Here is a 19,383-nt window from a genome sequence, read left to right on the forward strand (position 1 = left end):
TTCACACAAAATGATTACAGGATAACCTTTATTATTAAAAAAATCTATGGTTTCATACTCTGCGTTGTATCTTATTTTCGAGAGCGCAACTTCTTTTCGAACTCCTCTTTTTTTTAAGAACCTCAAGCTCAAATTCCCTTCTTTTTCTCAATGCTTTTTCTTTTTCAAGTTCTAATTTTAACTTTTCAAAGCTTAGGTTTTCTATATAAGTATTCTTAAGTCTTTCTTTTAAATCCATTAATGTTTTTTTATAGAGTTGAGTTGGTGACTTAGTAGTCCCATATCCATAGTTAATTCCTTTACTTGCAAAAGACTGAGTTATTAAGTATAGAAACCTTACTGCTCTGTTTATTTCGGTTCAATGTTCTATAGTATAATTTTTATATTCTTCAAACATATCTCTGCTACTAATTTGATACTCTAACATCCGCTCTATCTCAGGGGAGTGGTACTTAATCATCTTAAATAGATTTATCAGTTCTTTATCTATATCATTAATTACCTCTACTTTACTAGGCTACTTGCCAAAGTATACCCATCCTGCTCCAAAGAACGGTTCTGCATAACAAGTATACTCTGGTATCATTTCTATAATAGTTTTTCTTAACTTGCTTTTTCCTCCCACTCGTGCGATTGGTGGTTTTAACATATTAACATCTCCTTTTTTTTGATATTGGGTTAATAGTCACACCGCCCATCACATCAAAAGGAGTAATAAAAAAATCCCACCTGGGAACTTGGTGAGATTTCTTGCAATCCTATTCTTTTCTTACACATGATCGTAGAGAAATCTGTATATGCTTACATTTTATTCCATGATACCATTATATCATGTTTTTTTTAAAAAAGTTCACTCTTGGTTCGCTCTTTCATTTTCATTTATATTTTGGGCTACTAATGCCGATTTTTTCTTAACGTAACTATCACTATAGTTGACTTCCTCAGCTATTTGGCTAAGAGACTTCCCCTATACAAATCTTTTATATGCTATTTGATATTCTAAGCCTTCAAGTTTACCTAGCTTTTCTAATAATTGTTTTTGTGTCTCTTTTTTATCTTCTATAATTGATTGTAATATGGCTGCCTCATTATTTACTTTATGTTTTCTATCTACATATATATTTAAGTCTATATTATTATATTCAATTCTTCTAAGTGCATAATCTTCTCTATACAAATCCTCTAATCTACTTTAATACATTTCTATTTCTCTAAGTAAATCTTGATATGTTGATATAAATAGCATAATCTACTCCCCTTTCCTCTCTGTCTCATCTATTTCATAACTCTGTCTATATTAAGCTTAGGCTTGTATACAAACCGCATATTCCTCCTCATATAAAATTCCATATACATGATATTTGTTTCCGAATGTATCTCTACCTATTACATGAGATGTTCTCTACATAGCCGTATCTTTCTTAAGTCACTATCGTCTATTTTACTTCTGTCTCTCCCCATACCTATAGCATTCCAGTGGTATGTTTCTCCTTTTCTCCCACATATGCAACACCTCCCATATTTCAAGCAGCCCCAAAGGCAACGATCTATATCATCAGTTCTATTTAAGGCTTCATCACTTAGAGGTATGCCATGTTTTAATATAAAATTTATAATAAATGTAATGAATTCTCTTGCCTGGCTTATACTGCAATTACTTAAAGAAAAAGGTATCTCTCCTGTTTCTATACAATAATCGTATAATAGCCATGCCCTTAAATCTTCCGGATGATCTCCTGTAAATAATGCAATATCCTTTATAGTTGCAAATATTTTCTTTCTTTGTTCTACTGTAATAGTTCTTCCATCATCTATTTTTAGTTCTGCATTAATACTGCTGCCATTTCTATATTTAATTATTTTCCCTTGGACCTGTTCTTCTGGTATATGCAATATTAGGTCCGTTCCTTTTTCCGTTTCTCTTATTCCTGTTATCTATGAGAAGTACTGCATATCCTCCCTCCTCGGTTGACGAAAAGCCTATATTTTATCCTTCTAGTTGACATCATTGTTCCTATTCAAAAAAGAAAAGCCCAGGGGTTTAACTTCTCCCTGGGCTTCTAGAGCCTCTACTGTTTTATTGAATATAATACTTGTGATATTCAGCTAAATTATTTTCAAACCTAAAATTACATATCCTTCTTTGTAATAATCGATATTATCCAATATATAACCCATAATCCTCCTCTGATTTCTCCCTGTATAATCTGTACCATTCCATTCTAATAAATTTAACTTATCTCCTATTTGAAAATTCTTGTCATTTTTTCTTACTTAGAAATTTTTAATTCCTTTTCTTACTAGTTCATAATATTCTGGAAGTATTTTTAATTCGTGGATCACTTTCATTCTCCTTCCTACATATAGTCCTTGTGGTATTTAATTAGCATTCCTCTACTACAAATTCCATAGCTACTTTTTAGTTTAATCTATTGCAAGCATTTTCAGCCTTTTTTTAGAAGTATATTTTTTAGCTTCTTCTTTGCTTCCTACACAAGGATAGAGTTCCCCTTCACTAATGTAGGTTTTCCCGATATAAAATTCTCTTCCAATGTCATATGTGGCTAATAAAAACACCATAATCACTCTTTTCTTGCTGTACACAATACTTGTTATGCGACATAAAAAATACCGCATAATTCTTTTCTGAATAATACGGTATCTTTAATAAATATTTAATTTTAATAAGCGCGACGTTAAATATAAATAATACGCATTAACTTAATTTGTATATTATGCATACATTTGATATGCTACAAAATCATTGCTAAAGCAATGCTTGATACAATATTTATAAGTATATGAGATATCATACACGGTATGATACTTCCATCAGCTTTTTTATCCATTATATATCCTAATAAATACCCTAATAAAAATGCATTTATAATTCGCACAATGATGTCTACTGTAGATGCTGTTCCCATTATTACAAAATGAGGAATTGCAAATACTATAGCTTGGACAACATTACCTTTTGAAAATCCAAATCTTTTAATAAGCTTTTTTGCGATAAATCCTCTGAAAAAAATCTCCTCTGCTATCCCAGTTTTTATACCATATAATAGAAGGTATAGACATAGTTCAATTGTACTATACCCCTTTATATCTACTAAATTTCTTCCACTGTTTCCAGTTAATATTACTGTAGCATTAGCCATTAATGTTATTAGATATACCACCGTTACAATAAAAAATGTAGATAAAAGATTTATTTTTCTAGGCTTGTATATACCTAAAGAATGAATAAATCCCCTAAATGTTTTCTCTTTAGTCAGATACCATATTAATGGGATAATTGTGAATAACAATATATTAGTTATGGTATTAATAAACTCGCTTATTAATGAACCGTTAACATGCATTTCTTCTCCTCCAATATATATTTGCTTAAATAACTCCATAATAATAATAGATTATTACGACTTACTTATATGGAGATTATAGCATGTATCATAAATTTATTTGGATTGTATGGTAAATATTTTTATTTTTTAATGCCGTATTTCAATTAAATATTTAATTTTAGTAATTATGACGTTTAATATAAATATCATAAAGTAATACTACGTAAGATTATGCTCATTATCACATAGTAATTTTTCATACAGCCTAAACCAGTTCAACCCGTAGTTTCCAAGCCCTAAGTCAACCGTATCAATATATTTAAAACCACATTTTTCATACAGACTGATAGCAGGTATATTACCTTCATAAACATCCAACCTAATTGACTTAGCTTGTGATTTAATACTGTGTTTAATAGAAAAGTCCATTAATGCTTTGCCTACACCACATTTTAAAAATTTTGGATGCACTACAAGTGTATGTACAACAATAACATCTGAATAGTCAAACTCAATTTTCCATTTAGTTTTATAATACGCGGGTTCAGGTTCATGGCTTAAGATAACAGAGCCAACAATTTTCTCATTATGCTTTGATATATAGATATTACCATGTTTAACTCCATCAATTGCATTTTGTCGAACAGGATAAATATCCTTTATCCATCCAGGATAGTTTACTCCTTTTGCCAAATAGTCATTCAAATCATTATAAAGCTGTTCTATTTCATCAATATCATTTACTTTTCCTAATTCAAAAGTGATATCCATATGTGTATCTCTCCAATCTACAAAAAATATAAATTATCTTCATACATATTCTTTTATTATTCTAATCTACTTAGATTAGAAATTATATCATATTTGTTGTTTGTAGTATAAGCTTTTTAATATCATATGATAATTTTTTTAATACCGTATTATTCAGTTTTCAATGTTCAAATTTCTAATTATTACTTCACACAAATATCTTTAGTTACTTAAATAGAAGATAAAAATACCGCAAAATTCATTCCTGAATAATACGGTATTTTGATTAAATATTTAGTTTTAACAGTCATGACGTTTAATATAAAAAATGCGAATTAACTAAACTTCACATTATGCTCATAATCCTACCTGTGCTGGATCTTTTGTTTCAACTTATCAGATAATCTAAAAATAAGCGTTAATATAACCACAATTAGCAGCAAAGATAACAATATGCATGCAACGTATGGTGCGCCAGTTATCTGAGGGAAAAGATTCTCTATTCCCATTTTTGTTAATAGTCCGAGTGTTATACCCAAAATTATAAAGCAGCTTTTTCTAGTCATATTGTCTCCTTTTACAAATATAAATAATTATTTATTCGTAGTTTATAACCGTTACGACTTACCTATATAGAGATTATAGCATATATATTATAATTTTTTTAGAATTATATGATAAATATTTTTACCTTTTAATGCCGTATTATTCAATTTTCAAGGTTCAATCTTCAATCTTTATTTCCAATAGTTATTTAAAAGATAAGATAAAAATACCATAAAATTCTTTTCTGAATAATACGATATCTTTACTAAATATTTAATTTTAATAATTATGACGTTTAATATAAATGTTGTTACTTAATAATTTATTATTATTTCCCTGAAAGTTTAACAGTATATAGCCTATTCAAAGGAATTTTATCAACCATGTAGATTGAAATTGTATCAAGTATGAATTCATCCGATAACTTAGTTCCCATGATTTCTTCTACTTCTTTATCGGATATAGGAGTTCTACTTCTTAAAGTGCAATGTGGCTTATATGGAAATCTATTAGGCTTAAATTTAATACCAGATTTCGTTATTTCTTCGTGTAACAACCTAAATCTCTCTTCGTCTTTTAGAGTAAATACAAATAAGTCTGTACCAGGAAACCTTAAAACATCTTTAAATGAAGCAAGTATTGGACTTGTCTTCATTGATATGTTTTTTATTATATTAAAAACTAACTCTTTATCTTGTCCAGGCTCAATTACCCCAACACCACTTGACCCAGCCACAGTTATTTCTACTGGTAATGAAGCCCTCAGTGTATCTTTATGATAGTTTCTAATATCATATATTTTTTCTTTTACTGGACTTGGTAAATCAAGAACTATATATGATTCATGTTGAAAATCCATTTAATACTCCCCCTTGTCTTTTAGCTTTACTTCGGTATAAACTACTAATGTACATTTAATAAATTGTATGCCTTAACTGAAATTTAATTAAAATAATAAATACATAACTACAATAATAAGAGTAGGCAATAAAATAATAGGAATGACTAAATGTATTTTCTTTTTTGTTTCTTTATACCTATTCCATTCATCTATTGCCTGACTTATAAGTGATATCCCAGTTAAAGCAATAAAAACATTACGTGGAATATCAATTTTCATAAGTACAAATATTAAATATATAACTGAAACTATACCTACAATAATTCGTCTTACCTTTTCCACATAATCATCTCCTGATAGTATTTTTAAAAAACCTTATAAATTATTTTAAACATTTACAATCTAATACGACGTATAAATCTACGATTATTCATTGACCTAATCACCATTACCTCTAGCAATTCTCTTATAGCGAATATAAGCATTAACAAAACATAGAATACCTGTAATTCCATTTATTATAGGATATAAAGTTAGTCCTTCCTTGGATAAATTTTTTAAGAAAACAAATGACCACAAACCCCCACTGATCAACCATATATTTCGATCCTGTTTAAGTTTCTTTTTCATAGAATCTCTCCATTTATTTTTTATAGAATATAATTATTCTCTTACGAATTACTTACATGAAAATTATAGCATATATCATAAATTTATTGGGGATATATGGTAGTATTTTACTTTCGAATACCGTATTATTCAGTTTTCAAAGTTCAATTTCATGTAAATGATTTTAACTATTCTTTTCTGTGTCAAAGTTATTTCTTGTCTTACATCTAGGACAAATTATTTCTGCCTTTCCTTCTAATTCAAGAAGTAATTTGCCGCACTTTTTGCATCTGATTTTCTTCATTGCTTCACGGTCCGCTTATCTGCTGAATAAACAACCTTGTCCCAAACTTCTATATATCTATTTTTCCTTATTTCTTCTTTGACTATATTTATCATTTCTTTGAAATCCTTGTAAGGTATAGCTTCAGCTGCATTGATACTTAATTCTTTAGAGGATTCTATTAGACTATCCAATTCTATCCCTCCTATTTAATTATCTTTAAACTTAAATCAGGATACTTATATTCAAATAACTTTTTCTTAATTTAAAATTCCTTAGTCTCTAGTCCCTTAATATCTACCACATCAGTAGTTCCGTCATTGTTCTCTATTATAAAGTCCGCTACATAAGTAATTGATCTATGGGTTGTCCCATTTTTACGGAATGTTGGTTGTAACTCATATCTAGGTTGTAGGCCAAAGTCTTTTATCTCTCCTGCTTGCTTGAGTAATTTCAATTTACAGTAATATTCAACTTCTTCCTTACTGTCAAACTCAATACCATCTACTGTAGCTTTAATATTTCTATATTTGCTTTTCTTCTTATGTTTAGGAGACTTTTTATTTATAAATTCTTGGTATTCTTCTTCAGACCATCTCATAGCTAATACCTCAAAATACTATTTGCTATATATTCTTTAAGTAACGTCCCTCTAATTAGTTTTTTCCACCTTCTCAATATCTTCATTACTAATCAGCTCCTTAGCTTTTCTAATGCATTCGTAATATTTCCACGTTGGATTTTCTCTTAATAATCTTGCTGCTTCTACCGCTATAGTTGTTATTTGTTTCTTAGCCATATTCCTTAACCTTTGAGTTAGGACATGCAGTATTGCATATTGAAATTACTACTGCTGCTTATAATAACAAGTTAGTTAATAAGGGGAAATTAGAACGTCAGGCTGATTATTTTGCCCTAAAATTGCTTAATATCTCTATAGATAAGGATTGTTATGAAGGATATAATTTTGAGCAGTTAGCAAAGGAATTTTATGTTACAGAATCAAGTTTACAATATAGCTATTAAGCTTTATTATTTTTTACATCCAACAGAACATAGGTTTATTTATAAAGGAAGGTGGTTAGATGCCTGAATATAAAGATGAAAAAAGAGGCACTTGGTATGTACAATTTTATTATACAAATTGGAAAGGTGAATATAAGAAGAAAAAGAAAAGGGGCTTTAAAAGGAAAAAAGATGCCGATGACTTTGAGAGAGAATTTTTACTAAAAGAAAGTGGAAGTCCTAACATGACCTTTGAAACTCTAGTAAAACTTTACTATGAAGATTCAACAAATCGAGTAAGGAAATCTACCAAAAATACAAAAAAGAGCATGATAAATACTCATGTTCTTCCAGAGTTCAAGCTGAAAGTTATCTCGGAGATTACGAATGCTGATATTCGTCGCTGCCAGAATTTAATGCTAAAAAAGAAAAATCCACGTACCGGTAAACCTTATAAGCCAACTTACCTAAGGTCTATTAACAGTCAATTGAGTGCGATATTAAACTATGCAGTTGAATACTATAATTTACCCAATAACCCATGCTCTAGAATAAGGTCGATTGGTGAAAAACGTGCTGATGAAATGAATTTCTGGACATTAGATCAATTTAATGAAGTAATAGCCCATGAAGATTCACCAGCGTATCGTATAGCATTTTTGACTTTATTTTGGACAGGAATACGTTCTGGAGAATTATTAGCCCTCACTCCTAAGAAAGTATTTGATGATATAGAATCACTTGACATTTGCGAAACATATAAGAGAGAAGATGGAGAGGATGTTTTTGACGAAACTAAGAATGAAAATCCTCGTATCGTATCAATGCCCAATTTCTTATATAAAGAGTTTAAACAATATATGAACTCTTTATATGGCTTAGAAGCAAATGACCGTATATTCTACTTTACTCGTACAGCACTTAATAAGGAATTAGATCGATTAATAGAGAAAGCAAATATAGAACGCATACGAGTACATGATTTAAGACATTCCCATGTAGCCCTATTAATAGAGTTAGGGTATCGTACTCATGCTATAGCTCAGAGGATAGGAGATACAGCTGAGGAAGTAGATAGAACCTATGCTCATCTTTATCCAAATAAGGGTCAAGATATTGCACGGGAATTAAATCGTCATAAAGATGGAATTGTTCAAACTATTATTATAGATAAAGATAGTGAGATTTACAATGACAAAGAAGTTGCAGAAAGTCTCGAAGCAGAAAATATATTCCATGGATTAAGAGCAATTTAAATATATAGAGCCAAAATAGAGCCACAAAGAAAAACAACTCCTAGAAAGCTAGCAATTTACAGCCTTCTAGGAGTTTTGTATACTATTCCCACTCAATAGTGGAAGGATGTTTTAATGTGTTTTTTTGTGTTTCCTTATGTATATAATGCATGAAATTACATTTTTTCTCCATATTATTTTTATCCTCCGAGAAATTTAGTACCAAAATAGTACCACTTAAAAAAACAAGGTAGAAGATAATCTTCTTCCTTGTTTCTATATAAATACTTTAGGTTGATTTAAGTCCTTTAATTCCCTTGAAAAAAACCTAAGGCTTATGCTATAAAGAACTATTCATATACTGCAATGCTTAGAAAAAATTATTTTATTATAAGGCTTTAGCTTAGTAAGTGTACTTTATCTTTATAAATTTTATTATTTTCATCACCGATAAGAAATTTAAGTCTCTTTTGCCTCCTATTAAAGCCTCTAGAAACTCTCAAGTAATCATTTTCAATAAAAATTAATATAGACTTATTTATCATATTTTTCAAGTTATTAATACATGAAGCTCTATCAATAACTGACATATTCTCATTTTCTAATATCTCCCTCAAATAAGTAGAAATTTTTATATTAGCTTTTACGTTGCTATGGATATAACAAGAAGCTGTCCCATATTCAGACTCTAAATAATTATATAAATCATTCCAGTCATCAGTACTATGTAAATTTTTAAAGGATTTAAATAATGACATTACTCCTTTTTCAGATTCATTATCTAGTTCTAAAATGACTCTAATTAAATTTTCAATATAAGACCTATAAAAAAAATAGAATATATGTGCTGAATGGTTGTATACAGAATATAAAGACATAAGGGCATTATAAAGCATAGAATCAAAATAATGATTTTTGTCACAATAGTCATCACTCTCTAAATATTTAAAGAATATAATACCTTTTATTATATAATCAACGTCTGATTTTTCTTTTTCATAACCTATATTATCATATTTATCATTAAAGTTTATTAATTCTAGAGACAAATTAACATCTTCTATAATATCTTCAAAATCATCATCAATCTTAATCAATTAATCACAACCTTTTCAACCATTTTTCAAGCTTATCATTTGCGTTATTAGACCTGTTTTTATTCGTTTTTATATTTTCAGGTTTCAAATCGTAAGAATAATTATTCTCAAAAAAAGATATAAAGTTATATACATACATATCCAAATCTATTTTTTTAATATATATATTATCTAATAAGTCTTTAACAACTCTACCACTTATTAAACTTCTAGAATCATAAACATAATCTAAATATTCAAACTCAAAAACTTGTTTAACAAAATCACGAATTTCTATATTTTTTTCAAACAAATTCCTATCATATATTGTTAAATTAATTAAACCAATGAATTTATCTAAAGGTAATGAATTAGAAGATGTATTTTTTAAACTAAATACAATTTTTAATAATTGACTTGTATTTTCATTCTTCATTTCAACCTTTCCCTTCTTTTTCAGACTTATATTAAGCTTTCAAACTCATCTGCAATATTAGCTATATCTTCTTTTGACCTTGAATACTTAGATGCAATATTTCCTTGATAACCCACCGCTAAATCCCTAACAAAAGTAGTTGTATTAGTAAACAAGCCCATCTCTTGTACTATTTTGTCCTTTTCAAAAACATCCATTAATTTTTTAGTTTTATCTGTCAAATCGTTATCTAGAATAGTATAAACAATACCTAAAGGCATAATCTTTATTTCCATGTCACTTACTAGTCTATCTACAACTTGCTTTAATAATTTTATACCTAATATTGAATATCTATCTACTCTATTAGGAACTAAATAATAATCCGAAGCATATAAAGCAGAATCAGTATAAAGAGAAATTGTAGGAGGACAGTCTATAAAGATATAATGATATGTCTCATTTAAATTATTGCTTTTAATAAATTTATTAATTTTCATAGTTTTACCTATATCATTTTTACTGTCTTCAAAAATCAAATCAATGGAACCCGGTATTAAAGACATCTTATCATCTAAATCTATTATGAGATCACTAGCTACTGGAATAGAATCTTTCTCTGAAACGCTTTTAGAGCTTGCAAAAATGTTACATATATTCCTATTTTTATAGATATCATCTAAGTACTGATCTTCTAAATTAAACTCATTTAACAATGATTGAGTTAAATTAAATTGAGGATCTACATCTATAAATAAGACTTTTCTATTTTTGAATCTAGCTAAATACTCACCTAAACTCAAACATAATGTCGTTTTCCCAACACCACCTTTCATATTGATAAATGATATAACCTTACAATTAGTCATTTCAATACCTCCGCTTAAAGTTAACTTTATAGTATAAAATATAGATTGTGACCATTTTTTCAATAATAAGATTTTATTATGTATTTAAAAACCATCTGTTGTTCACTATGTAATAATACAAAACTCAATCAAATTATACCATATAATATATATATTTCAACAAGATAAAAAAAGACTCTAGATTTTACTCTAGAGTCTTTTCATATCTATATAATATTGTAATAAATCTTTCTAATATAGTGAATTTTAGAATTAATCGCTTATAATAAGTCTCCGTCCTCCATGCCACTACGTTGCTGGTGATATGATTACAGAATAATAATATACTAGATACTAATATTAATAGTGTTAATCTAAATATATTATATTATCTGTTAACAGTTGTCTTAAAGAATCATACTCACTGACAAGAAGTCTATCATTTACCACTATTAATACTTCTTCTTTATTCTCCATACCACTATTTCCCTCACCATGATAAACTTCCGAAATGTTTATTCCAATATTATCTACATTATCTACAAAATAAACTAATGAATGAACAATATATTTTGATTTCTCTGTTTCATATACATTTAGACAATGAGTTAACGAATGTTTTTCTTCACAATTAATAATTTCTTTTGATATTGATCCATATAATTTTTCAATTTCTGCTTTTAAAACTCCTTTTTCAAGCATATTATCTAACATCCTGGTCTTACATGGTCTATATCCTGTGGTAAATATCATTTTTCCCTTAAACCTATATTTAACTACATTTTCAAGACTAGCCCCACCATAACTGATAGATGATATTTCCATATCTGTATATTGATCACCTAAATTAACTACTTCGCCAGTTATTAACCTATTGATATATTCTGCATGGGAAGTCTTTAGAGTCTCTGAATCTTTTCTAATCCTTTCAATATCCGTTTCATATAATCTTATACTAAACGGTACTGTTTTTCTTTCAATCTCTTTTTCTGGTAACATATTCTTCCTCCCTTTAAATTTTATATTATCCTAATTATATCACTTCTTGAAATTTTGTCAATCCGTATTTTTGTATTCTTGTATTTCTGTATTGTAATATTTATTTGTTGAGCTATTCTTTTGTTTAGCCAAATTAATTTAAAATATTGTTCAATCTATAATTTTATATGCTCAAGTTAGTATCTTTTCAAAAAATAAGAAAAACCCTGGAATTAATCCAGGGTATCACTAGAAAGTTCAAAATATTCATCTTCATATCCTAATAAAGTAGTCTCACTACTTAGATACTCTTTAAGAACTTGAACAGAATCCTCTATTATGTTATCAAGTTCTTTTTTAGTAATAAGTATCCTTAATATAGGTGGTAATATTTTATATATACCTTCGACAACCATCATGTATTTTAAATCTCCAGTTTTGGATCCCAGGGATTTTTCAGCTTGCACTACTAAAGATAACACTACTTGCCTAACAAATTCCTTCTTCCCTCTTTTATAGAAAAAAAGTAGTCCTATAACAAATAATAGAACTACCAGGATTGAACTTATATTTACTTTTATGAATTCTAACATTATTTATCCTCTCCTTTGTAATCAATAATTACAGTTTTATTCTTATTGTCCCAGCTAACATTCAAGCCTAAATTATTTAAAAATCTTATAGGTACAAATTGTGTCATATTTCCTTTACCTTCTAAATCTTTAGATAGTCCTTGTGCTTCTATTAACTTACCATGTAGATTAATTTTAATTATATCTAGTTGTTCTATTTCCTTCTTCTCACCCATGATCTTAGCCTCCTGGATTAACTTATTTTTATCTAAAGATGTTCCAGGGCAAGTTTTCCCTGCTCCTGGTCCTTCTCTATGAAATTTAATACTAGATTCTCCATATTTATCTATGAAATATTTTATCAGCTTCAATATTTCTTCTTTCTGTTTACCTTCTAATTTATCGTGACCCGTATCAAAATTACCTATGATTTCTACAGCTAAGGCTCCAGTATTCCAATTTTTAATACTAGCAGGAGTTATATTGAAAGGTCTACCAGTAACCCACTTACCATCTGGAAATAATGTAAGGTGTTGTCCTATGTCAGACCATTTGTTAGTGTTTACATGGTAATTTTTCATAGACTGCTGCATAGCAACATGATTATTTCCTTTGAAATCCTTGTGCTCCGGTTTCCATGTATGGCGAATATGGAGTTGCTTAAATGTGTATTTATCTAGTTCTTTGATTAATTCTTTTATGCTAAGAAATCTAAAATTACTCAATTATATCCCCTCCTATAGTCTTTGAATATACCAAATAAAAAAGCCTACCAATGTTGTAAAGGTAAGCCCCATGAACCACTTAATCGTGGATACTAATGATTTTATTTGTTCTATTAGGTTTTTAATTTCAATTTGTGTACTCGATTTGAACTGCTCTAATGAATCAATTCTCTTAGAATGATCATTTAATCTTCTTTCATGCCTTTCATCCTCTTTTGAAAGCTGAATTATTTGTTGTTCTACTTTTTCCATGTCACCCCTCCAAGTTTGTATTAAAAAAGAACTTAGTTTTCAAAACTAAGTTCTAATAATGTTTTTTTAAATACCATATTTCTCTCCTATAGATTTCTTGAATAAAATTTTAATTAATCCAACTATATATAGTCCAACAGAATTCGCAAAATTGTGTGCTGTTTCAATACAAGCTAACAAAAAAGTAAAATAAGTTAATACATCTATGCGTTCTAATTCCTTTGTATTCACGAAAATAAACCATGCTAATGCACCATACGCTAAACACTTAATTAAAGATATGCAAATTTCAGCTAGATCCAAAGTAAAATCGCTTTTTATTAATTTTAGAAAAAAGAACGTACATACTACAACCTTAGCTATAACTATTGGATATTCCAAAAATACTTCTGTTACTTTTAAACTTGTTTCTATCATATAGATTCCTCCTTCTTTTTATTACATTATATATAAAGAAAAGAGGTTTTTATGTCGAATACTGTCATTTTTTTGATATTTTTTTCAGAATGACAATAAAATAGACAATAGTCTAGTCTATTGCCCTTTAAATTATTTAGCTATATAAAAATCTTACTACTTCATAAGCCTTTCTACTTCATCTTTCCAAGTTGCTGGTACTTGCTCTAATGTTCTTAACTTCTTACTAATTAAGTCTAAATAAATTTTAGCCATTTTCTACGCCCCCCTTTCTGCTAATTCAGCTATAGCAATTTGTAATTCTGTTATTTTTGTTTCATTTGATTCTGCTAACTCTGCCAATGCTAATTTAAGCTCTATATTTTCTTGAATCAAATTAGAATTTGTTTCTTCTAATTCTTGAATCCTCTCTTGTAATACTGCATCAACCTCAGGCTCATATCTTTCTTCTGACCAGCCTGTTACTTCATCATACTTCCTATAAAGTAGAGTTTCGTTGTAATCTGGTATAGGTACATATCCTTTTACACCTTTCAGATTTTTAGGTGTTGATACAATTTCTATACATACGTTATCCTCTTTTAATCTTGCATAATAATTTAATTTTATTTTATTATTTCTCTCATTTATTATCAATCTTGTGCTAAAGCAGCATAAACACTATCAAACCTTGCGCTTGTGTCACCTCGATTAATCCAATCGTTATCACTTAATGTATCTTCTGCATAAAATCTTAAAGTACCTGCAGCTGTAAATTGAACCCATTGTTCGATTGTGCTTTTATTCTCTAATATATATCTACTTCCCCTCTGTAAATAAATTGGAAGATATCTTTCCTGTCCAGCTAAATAATAGTTAAATAATACATATACAAAATCTGATTGAAGACCTGTCTCCATTGTTGTCATTACTCCTTTACTATAACCTCTAAGTGTCACATGTCCTTGAGTTCTTTTTAGTTGCACACTTTGTTCATAAGTACCAACTACACCACCAATATTTACACCTTTTTTAATATTGTCCGCAACTAGATTAGCAAATATAGCCTTAATAATCCCACCAGTATAATATCCTGATGAAATATTAATTTGTCCATTGTTTGATGTAATTGTTTGATTTAAAGCCCCTCTGTTTGGCATAGTTCCAGTAGCTCCTGCTATTGTAGTTCCTGTTAAGACATTTGCCACTGGTACTGGAACTTTTAGCACCTTCCCTGCTCCATTGTGATAACCATTTACTATCGTTTGGTCTGCTTGACTAGGTGTAATGTTTACTGCTCCACGATTTGGCATTGTTCCTGTTAGCAAATTCCCTTGTGATACTACCTTCTTGCCAGATAGTATATCTCCTGCTAATGCATCCGTAGTACCTATAGATGGGTCTGTAATGATTGACTTTACACCTAAGTCTAATTCATTAAATGTAGCAACTTGACCTATTTTAGAAACCGTTCCACCTTTGGACTTGATAGAGGTTTCTAATAGATTTTTACCATCAAGCCCAGATTGAAAAAGTTCATTTATAGCTCCTGCCAAAGTTTTATTCTCTGTTTGTAAATCTTCTATTGTACTAGAGCCTTGTTTTAATTCTGCTATATCTCTTTCATTTTTAGTAATTCTATTACTTAAAATATCTACATCTTTTTTAGTTGCTAATATAATAGAAGGATCTACTTTTAGATTAACTACAGATGTATTTGCTACTTCTAGTATCATTCTTATATATAAATCCTTAGCACTACCATCTTGTACCTGAGGTTTATATGTTTCAGGATATTTACCTATTGCTAATAAATTACCTTCACTATCAAATACTCCTGCCTCACGAATAGTAAAACCACCTACATCAGCAGGTATAATAGTTTCTAATACTATCCAGCTTGGATTATTTTCATCTACTACAATTTGCCCTATGTTTCCTCTCCAAACTTCTTTTCTAAGTTCAGTTTGGGATTCAGTAGGGTTATAGTAATCTCCGTTCCCATCTCCTAGTGCAAAATGTGTGAAGTTTACTTTATTACCTAGTGCACTAGCATTTGCTATTTTTGCCTTACCTATTTTAGTTAATATCGTATAGAATTGTTCTGCCATCTAAATCACTTCCTTTCTAGGATATATTGTCACATTCTCTAATCCTGTGTTGCTTCCTGTTGCAATGTAAATATTACCTTTTGATAATAGTTCTTTAGGCGAATAAGGATATACTGTTATTTCTTCTCCTGATATAGTGGCCATGCCTACATAAAAGCTAGATTCTGTTTTCTGATGTATAGTTGACTCCAGTATCATATTAGCAGGTATCATTTTTCTTATTTCATCTGTAACTAAGTTAAATATATTCCAATTAAAAGAATTAACTTTAACCTTAAGAATACGTTCATTAATAAACCTTTCTATTTGATAGTTATCGCCAAATATTTGGTCTAGTTTGTCTTTTAATACCTTATAGGTATAAGGCAATCTGTCATTCCATTTTAATGAAATCCTCAGCTTTCTATCGTCTAAACTATCAATCTTTGATGGAGTTATCTTTAACAGTTTTTCCCGCCTTGTAACTCCTCTCTCTGTAGCAGTTTCAATAAATTGGTCATCTATTAAATTATCTATTGATTGCCAAGTTGCTTCAAGTTCGGGGTTTTCAGTATTTGCTATTTCTTTATACTCTTCTACATCATGCAATACATCTGGAAAATATGTTTCGACTTTTCTCATATTACAACCACCTCACCAAGCGAAGGTATTTCTACATCTGACAATACAAGGTTTTCAGCTATTCCATTTAATTTAGTATTCTGTATATCTAATATTCCAGGTACTCCCAAAACTCTAGTTTCAATGTAGCTAATTCTAATAATAATGTTATTTTCATTTTGCCAGTTTTTCTTTAGTTCGTTTAAATAACTATTTATTGCATTTCTAAAATTATCTTCTATATGTTCCCAAGTATATCCATCTTGAAAAGTTATTTTTGTCTCTATATTGATTATACTTTCTGTAACACCTTCTATAGTTACCACATGATCTATTGGTGCTATCCCTACACCTTCTCCTTGCTTTTCAAGAGGATCTATTTCATTTTGAATATAGTCAACTAATTCTTGTGAAGGTTTATTATAGTTACTATCAATTATTACAAGCTTTATAGTCCCCCCACCATTCCAAACTGGATATACTTTCACACCACCTACACCATTTATTTCATTAGTTTTTTTCTTATAGTCGGCTATATTCCCTCCAAAAGCTTGACTCTCTAAACTATCATAATATCTTTCCCTTAGATGTTTGTCGTCTTCTTCATCTTCCCCAGGAATTAAAATATCCGCCAATTCAGCGGATACAAGCCTATCTATATATTCAACTGGTATAAGTGTACCTAAATAACTATTCCCCTTATCTCCAGGTTCTTCACACTCTAGCCTAAATTCTCCATCTTTGATTTTTTCTATAACCTTATAGTTTAAGTCATCTCCTGTATATCTACTTCCCATAGGTACGTTCAGAGGTAAATCATTATTGGTTTTAAATATTCCTCTTCTTATCGCTTTTGTTGCCTGGTATCTATTTACTCCTTTTTCAGATGTCCTTCTAGTCAAATCATCCCCTGTAGCAGTATCTGCATAGGTTCTATCTTCAACCATTCCTAAATCAATATACATTTGCGCTAATTCAGCTGCAGCTGGAGTCAAAGCATTCCATATTATTCCTCCTTGCCTTTTATCATATTTCTTAGGTACTCTATTAAGCATTCTTTGTAATATATTTTCAAATGTCATGTTTTCAAACACTATATATTCACCTCCTTGGAGGATTCTATGTCTCCAAATATAGTATGAACTGTAAATCTAACATGAATAGTATTCCTTTCAGGATTTTCAAATATAAAGCCACTAACGTCTGTTATCCTATCATCATTCATTAATGCTTCTTTTACTCTTCGTTTCATTTCTGAATATACATAAGCTTTATCCTTACCAAGTAAATCTGACAATTCAATTCCATAGTTCCAATCATATATTTCATGCCTATATCGTTCTATATTGAGTAGCAAATATATAGCTTGCTCCATAGCTTCAATTTCATCCGTATATCCGACTATTCTATTCCCTTTGATTTTCCATGTATAAGTAGGCTCTTCCACTGTTTCTATTTGCTGACCTATACTTATATCTTCAATCTTAGGTATCATAATTCCACAACCTATCCCAGACAATATATTTTTGTCCACCTTGAACTCTTAATAATAATACTTTTTCTCCTACTTTTAGCCCTTTTAAAACTTTATATTTCTTTTTCCCTTTGTACTTGTGTATATGCGAATTAGTTTCTTCTGTTTCATCTTCTATTTCAACATCTATTTCTTTATCAATTACATTTGAAGTTAAGAGTATCATTCTACTAGATATATTCATTCGTTGATCTACATTGATTACTAGTGGGTTTACTTTAGTAACTATACCATAAGATACACTCGTTGGTGAACTTTGGTCTACTGCGTCAATAGCTGCTTGTTTTATTATCTGTATCATACTCACTATATATCACCTCTTAAATCTAATGTCATCCAATTTTCATTATTGCTAAATACATGACTGCATTTCTCTACTAGCATATATTGTTTAATTGATATATCTCCTATGTCTCTCATAAGAACCATTACGCTTGTACCAGCCCTAACTCTTGTATCTCCAAGTACATCTTTTAATGATAAACTTTTATTTACTCTATTCTTCATCTTTAATATTGCTTCTGCCTTGACTTTAGCATTAGTATCTTCATTAACACTTTCAAAGTACTGTAGAGTACCCCATTTATTCATATTTTGGCTATGCTTAACTTCATAAATCTCTCTTTTACCAGTCTTTTCATTCTCTCTATATAGCCTAACTTTGTTATAAGTATCAGTATCTATATCAGTTTTATAGCTAAAATTTTGACTATTATATTCACCTAATGCTAAGTTAGGCATCTTCATCTTTTCTACATCCTGAAGAGTTAATTTACCAAAGTCATCATATAGTACATATAATTTTCCTCTGTTCATCAAGGTTAGATCTAAGGCATCATAAATAATATCAAATAAAGTCATATTATCTCTTACTCTACTAGGGATTACATAACCTGTATCTGCTATTGTTCCAGTTTCTAAATTAAAGTCCTTTGCTATTTTACTTATTACATCTGAAGCTTTTTTCTCTTCATATATACAAATATCTTTGTTCTTTAAATATCTTAACTGATCGTAAGCAGTAACTTTAATAATTTGGTCCTTATCCCTCTCTTTTGAGAATACATATCCTCTAAATATTTTTTCATCATCAACCATAAATTGGACTTCATTACCCTCTTGAAAGTCAATCTTTTCGTCTTTAACAACATTAAAGCTTAATTTCCCAGGTTGCCCCATTCTAGCTGTTTCCCATGTAACAGAGCCTTCTATAATGGGTTCCCATGTTTTTTTGTTATTTACTATATATAGTTTATACAT

The 19,383-nt window shown here is 29.5% G+C and carries 29 protein-coding genes and 2 pseudogenes; 2 read left to right on the plus strand and 29 right to left on the minus strand.

The window, feature by feature from the left end; all coding sequences use genetic code 11:
* Window positions 1–517: 517 nt before the first annotated feature.
* From RBU61_RS13925 to RBU61_RS13980, 13 genes and pseudogenes are all read right to left on the minus strand, one after another.
* Window positions 518–649 carry a DNA adenine methylase gene (locus RBU61_RS13925; protein ID WP_308876067.1) on the minus strand — a complete coding sequence of 44 codons (132 nt, stop codon included), beginning with the start codon at window positions 647–649 and terminating at the stop codon, window positions 518–520.
* A gap of 318 nt (window positions 650–967) precedes the next feature.
* The gene (locus RBU61_RS13930; RefSeq protein WP_308876068.1) at window positions 968–1,177 is read right to left on the minus strand and encodes a hypothetical protein; all 210 of its coding nucleotides are present in this window, start codon (window positions 1,175–1,177) and stop codon (window positions 968–970) included.
* A gap of 209 nt (window positions 1,178–1,386) precedes the next feature.
* Window positions 1,387–1,893, minus strand: coding sequence for a putative HNHc nuclease (locus RBU61_RS13935; RefSeq protein WP_308876069.1), 507 nt, complete (start codon window positions 1,891–1,893; stop codon window positions 1,387–1,389).
* 213 nt (window positions 1,894–2,106) lie between these two features.
* A pseudogene (locus RBU61_RS19625) lies at window positions 2,107–2,262 on the minus strand (DUF3850 domain-containing protein); the annotation flags it as partial.
* A 162-nt stretch (window positions 2,263–2,424) separates the two neighbouring features.
* Window positions 2,425–2,580: a hypothetical protein gene (locus tag RBU61_RS13940; protein WP_308876070.1), complete on the minus strand. Its 156-nt coding sequence runs from the start codon at window positions 2,578–2,580 to the stop codon at window positions 2,425–2,427.
* Window positions 2,581–2,753: 173 nt separating this feature from the next.
* Window positions 2,754–3,365 (minus strand): CPBP family intramembrane glutamic endopeptidase, encoded by a 612-nt coding sequence (locus RBU61_RS13945; RefSeq protein WP_308876071.1) that lies wholly within the window; start codon window positions 3,363–3,365, stop codon window positions 2,754–2,756.
* Between the two features lie 201 nt (window positions 3,366–3,566).
* The gene (locus tag RBU61_RS13950) at window positions 3,567–4,118 is read right to left on the minus strand and encodes a GNAT family N-acetyltransferase (RefSeq protein WP_308876072.1); all 552 of its coding nucleotides are present in this window, start codon (window positions 4,116–4,118) and stop codon (window positions 3,567–3,569) included.
* A gap of 853 nt (window positions 4,119–4,971) precedes the next feature.
* The gene (locus RBU61_RS13955) at window positions 4,972–5,502 is read right to left on the minus strand and encodes a hypothetical protein (protein ID WP_308876073.1); all 531 of its coding nucleotides are present in this window, start codon (window positions 5,500–5,502) and stop codon (window positions 4,972–4,974) included.
* A gap of 87 nt (window positions 5,503–5,589) precedes the next feature.
* Window positions 5,590–5,826, minus strand: coding sequence for a hypothetical protein (locus RBU61_RS13960; protein ID WP_308876074.1), 237 nt, complete (start codon window positions 5,824–5,826; stop codon window positions 5,590–5,592).
* 96 nt (window positions 5,827–5,922) lie between these two features.
* Window positions 5,923–6,114 carry a hypothetical protein gene (locus tag RBU61_RS13965; RefSeq protein ID WP_308876075.1) on the minus strand — a complete coding sequence of 64 codons (192 nt, stop codon included), beginning with the start codon at window positions 6,112–6,114 and terminating at the stop codon, window positions 5,923–5,925.
* A 279-nt stretch (window positions 6,115–6,393) separates the two neighbouring features.
* A complete protein-coding gene (locus RBU61_RS13970) occupies window positions 6,394–6,570 on the minus strand; it encodes a hypothetical protein (protein WP_308876076.1) in 177 nt (58 codons plus the stop codon).
* A 71-nt stretch (window positions 6,571–6,641) separates the two neighbouring features.
* Complete coding sequence (locus RBU61_RS13975; RefSeq protein WP_308876077.1) at window positions 6,642–6,977, minus strand: DUF1064 domain-containing protein; 336 nt, start codon at window positions 6,975–6,977, stop codon at window positions 6,642–6,644.
* 51 nt (window positions 6,978–7,028) lie between these two features.
* Window positions 7,029–7,175 (minus strand): hypothetical protein, encoded by a 147-nt coding sequence (locus RBU61_RS13980; RefSeq protein WP_308876078.1) that lies wholly within the window; start codon window positions 7,173–7,175, stop codon window positions 7,029–7,031.
* A 14-nt stretch (window positions 7,176–7,189) separates the two neighbouring features.
* Between RBU61_RS13980 and RBU61_RS13985 the strand changes: the two are divergent.
* Together RBU61_RS13985 and RBU61_RS13990 are read left to right on the plus strand one after the other, a co-directional pair.
* Window positions 7,190–7,402 (plus strand): annotated as a pseudogene (locus tag RBU61_RS13985) (ImmA/IrrE family metallo-endopeptidase); the annotation flags it as partial.
* A 59-nt stretch (window positions 7,403–7,461) separates the two neighbouring features.
* Window positions 7,462–8,637 (plus strand): site-specific integrase, encoded by a 1,176-nt coding sequence (locus RBU61_RS13990; RefSeq protein WP_308876080.1) that lies wholly within the window; start codon window positions 7,462–7,464, stop codon window positions 8,635–8,637.
* Between the two features lie 377 nt (window positions 8,638–9,014).
* Here RBU61_RS13990 and RBU61_RS13995 read toward each other — a convergent pair whose 3' ends face one another.
* The 16 genes from RBU61_RS13995 to RBU61_RS14070 all read right to left on the minus strand — a co-directional run bounded on the left by RBU61_RS13995 (window position 9,015) and on the right by RBU61_RS14070 (window position 19,383).
* On the minus strand, window positions 9,015–9,713 hold the full coding sequence (locus RBU61_RS13995; RefSeq protein ID WP_308876081.1) for a hypothetical protein: 699 nt from the start codon (window positions 9,711–9,713) through the stop codon (window positions 9,015–9,017).
* Between the two features lie 4 nt (window positions 9,714–9,717).
* Window positions 9,718–10,128 (minus strand): hypothetical protein, encoded by a 411-nt coding sequence (locus tag RBU61_RS14000; protein ID WP_308876082.1) that lies wholly within the window; start codon window positions 10,126–10,128, stop codon window positions 9,718–9,720.
* A gap of 26 nt (window positions 10,129–10,154) precedes the next feature.
* Window positions 10,155–10,976, minus strand: coding sequence for an AAA family ATPase (locus RBU61_RS14005; RefSeq protein ID WP_308876083.1), 822 nt, complete (start codon window positions 10,974–10,976; stop codon window positions 10,155–10,157).
* Between the two features lie 348 nt (window positions 10,977–11,324).
* The gene (locus RBU61_RS14010; protein WP_308876084.1) at window positions 11,325–11,954 is read right to left on the minus strand and encodes a hypothetical protein; all 630 of its coding nucleotides are present in this window, start codon (window positions 11,952–11,954) and stop codon (window positions 11,325–11,327) included.
* Window positions 11,955–12,166: 212 nt separating this feature from the next.
* Window positions 12,167–12,526, minus strand: coding sequence for a hypothetical protein (locus RBU61_RS14015; protein WP_308876085.1), 360 nt, complete (start codon window positions 12,524–12,526; stop codon window positions 12,167–12,169).
* Window positions 12,526–13,230: an N-acetylmuramoyl-L-alanine amidase gene (locus tag RBU61_RS14020; protein WP_308876086.1), complete on the minus strand. Its 705-nt coding sequence runs from the start codon at window positions 13,228–13,230 to the stop codon at window positions 12,526–12,528. The genes RBU61_RS14015 and RBU61_RS14020 overlap by 1 nt, the downstream gene beginning before the upstream one ends.
* 12 nt (window positions 13,231–13,242) lie before the next feature.
* Window positions 13,243–13,482 (minus strand): hemolysin XhlA family protein, encoded by a 240-nt coding sequence (locus RBU61_RS14025; protein ID WP_308876087.1) that lies wholly within the window; start codon window positions 13,480–13,482, stop codon window positions 13,243–13,245.
* 66 nt (window positions 13,483–13,548) lie between these two features.
* The gene (locus RBU61_RS14030; protein ID WP_308876088.1) at window positions 13,549–13,899 is read right to left on the minus strand and encodes a hypothetical protein; all 351 of its coding nucleotides are present in this window, start codon (window positions 13,897–13,899) and stop codon (window positions 13,549–13,551) included.
* Window positions 13,900–14,055: 156 nt separating this feature from the next.
* A complete protein-coding gene (locus RBU61_RS14035; protein ID WP_308876089.1) occupies window positions 14,056–14,154 on the minus strand; it encodes a CD1375 family protein in 99 nt (32 codons plus the stop codon).
* Window positions 14,155–14,157: 3 nt separating this feature from the next.
* Entirely contained in the window at window positions 14,158–14,535 is a 378-nt protein-coding gene (locus RBU61_RS14040; protein ID WP_308876090.1) for a hypothetical protein, read from the minus strand.
* The gene (locus RBU61_RS14045; RefSeq protein WP_308876091.1) at window positions 14,532–15,989 is read right to left on the minus strand and encodes a phage tail protein; all 1,458 of its coding nucleotides are present in this window, start codon (window positions 15,987–15,989) and stop codon (window positions 14,532–14,534) included. The genes RBU61_RS14040 and RBU61_RS14045 overlap by 4 nt, the downstream gene beginning before the upstream one ends.
* Entirely contained in the window at window positions 15,990–16,610 is a 621-nt protein-coding gene (locus RBU61_RS14050; protein WP_308876092.1) for a putative phage tail protein, read from the minus strand.
* A complete protein-coding gene (locus tag RBU61_RS14055; RefSeq protein ID WP_308876093.1) occupies window positions 16,607–17,683 on the minus strand; it encodes a baseplate J/gp47 family protein in 1,077 nt (358 codons plus the stop codon). Before RBU61_RS14055 ends, RBU61_RS14050 begins: the two co-directional genes overlap by 4 nt.
* Window positions 17,683–18,084, minus strand: a complete 402-nt coding sequence (locus tag RBU61_RS14060; RefSeq protein ID WP_308876094.1) for a DUF2634 domain-containing protein — start codon at window positions 18,082–18,084, stop codon at window positions 17,683–17,685. The genes RBU61_RS14055 and RBU61_RS14060 overlap by 1 nt, the downstream gene beginning before the upstream one ends.
* Window positions 18,074–18,424, minus strand: coding sequence for a DUF2577 domain-containing protein (locus RBU61_RS14065; protein ID WP_308879828.1), 351 nt, complete (start codon window positions 18,422–18,424; stop codon window positions 18,074–18,076). Before RBU61_RS14065 ends, RBU61_RS14060 begins: the two co-directional genes overlap by 11 nt.
* Before the next feature lie 5 nt (window positions 18,425–18,429).
* Window positions 18,430–19,383, minus strand: coding sequence for a hypothetical protein (locus RBU61_RS14070; protein ID WP_308876095.1), 954 nt, complete (start codon window positions 19,381–19,383; stop codon window positions 18,430–18,432).

The sequence above is a fragment of the Tissierella sp. MB52-C2 genome (assembly GCF_030931715.1).
Lineage (GTDB): Bacteria > Bacillota > Clostridia > Tissierellales > Tissierellaceae > Tissierella.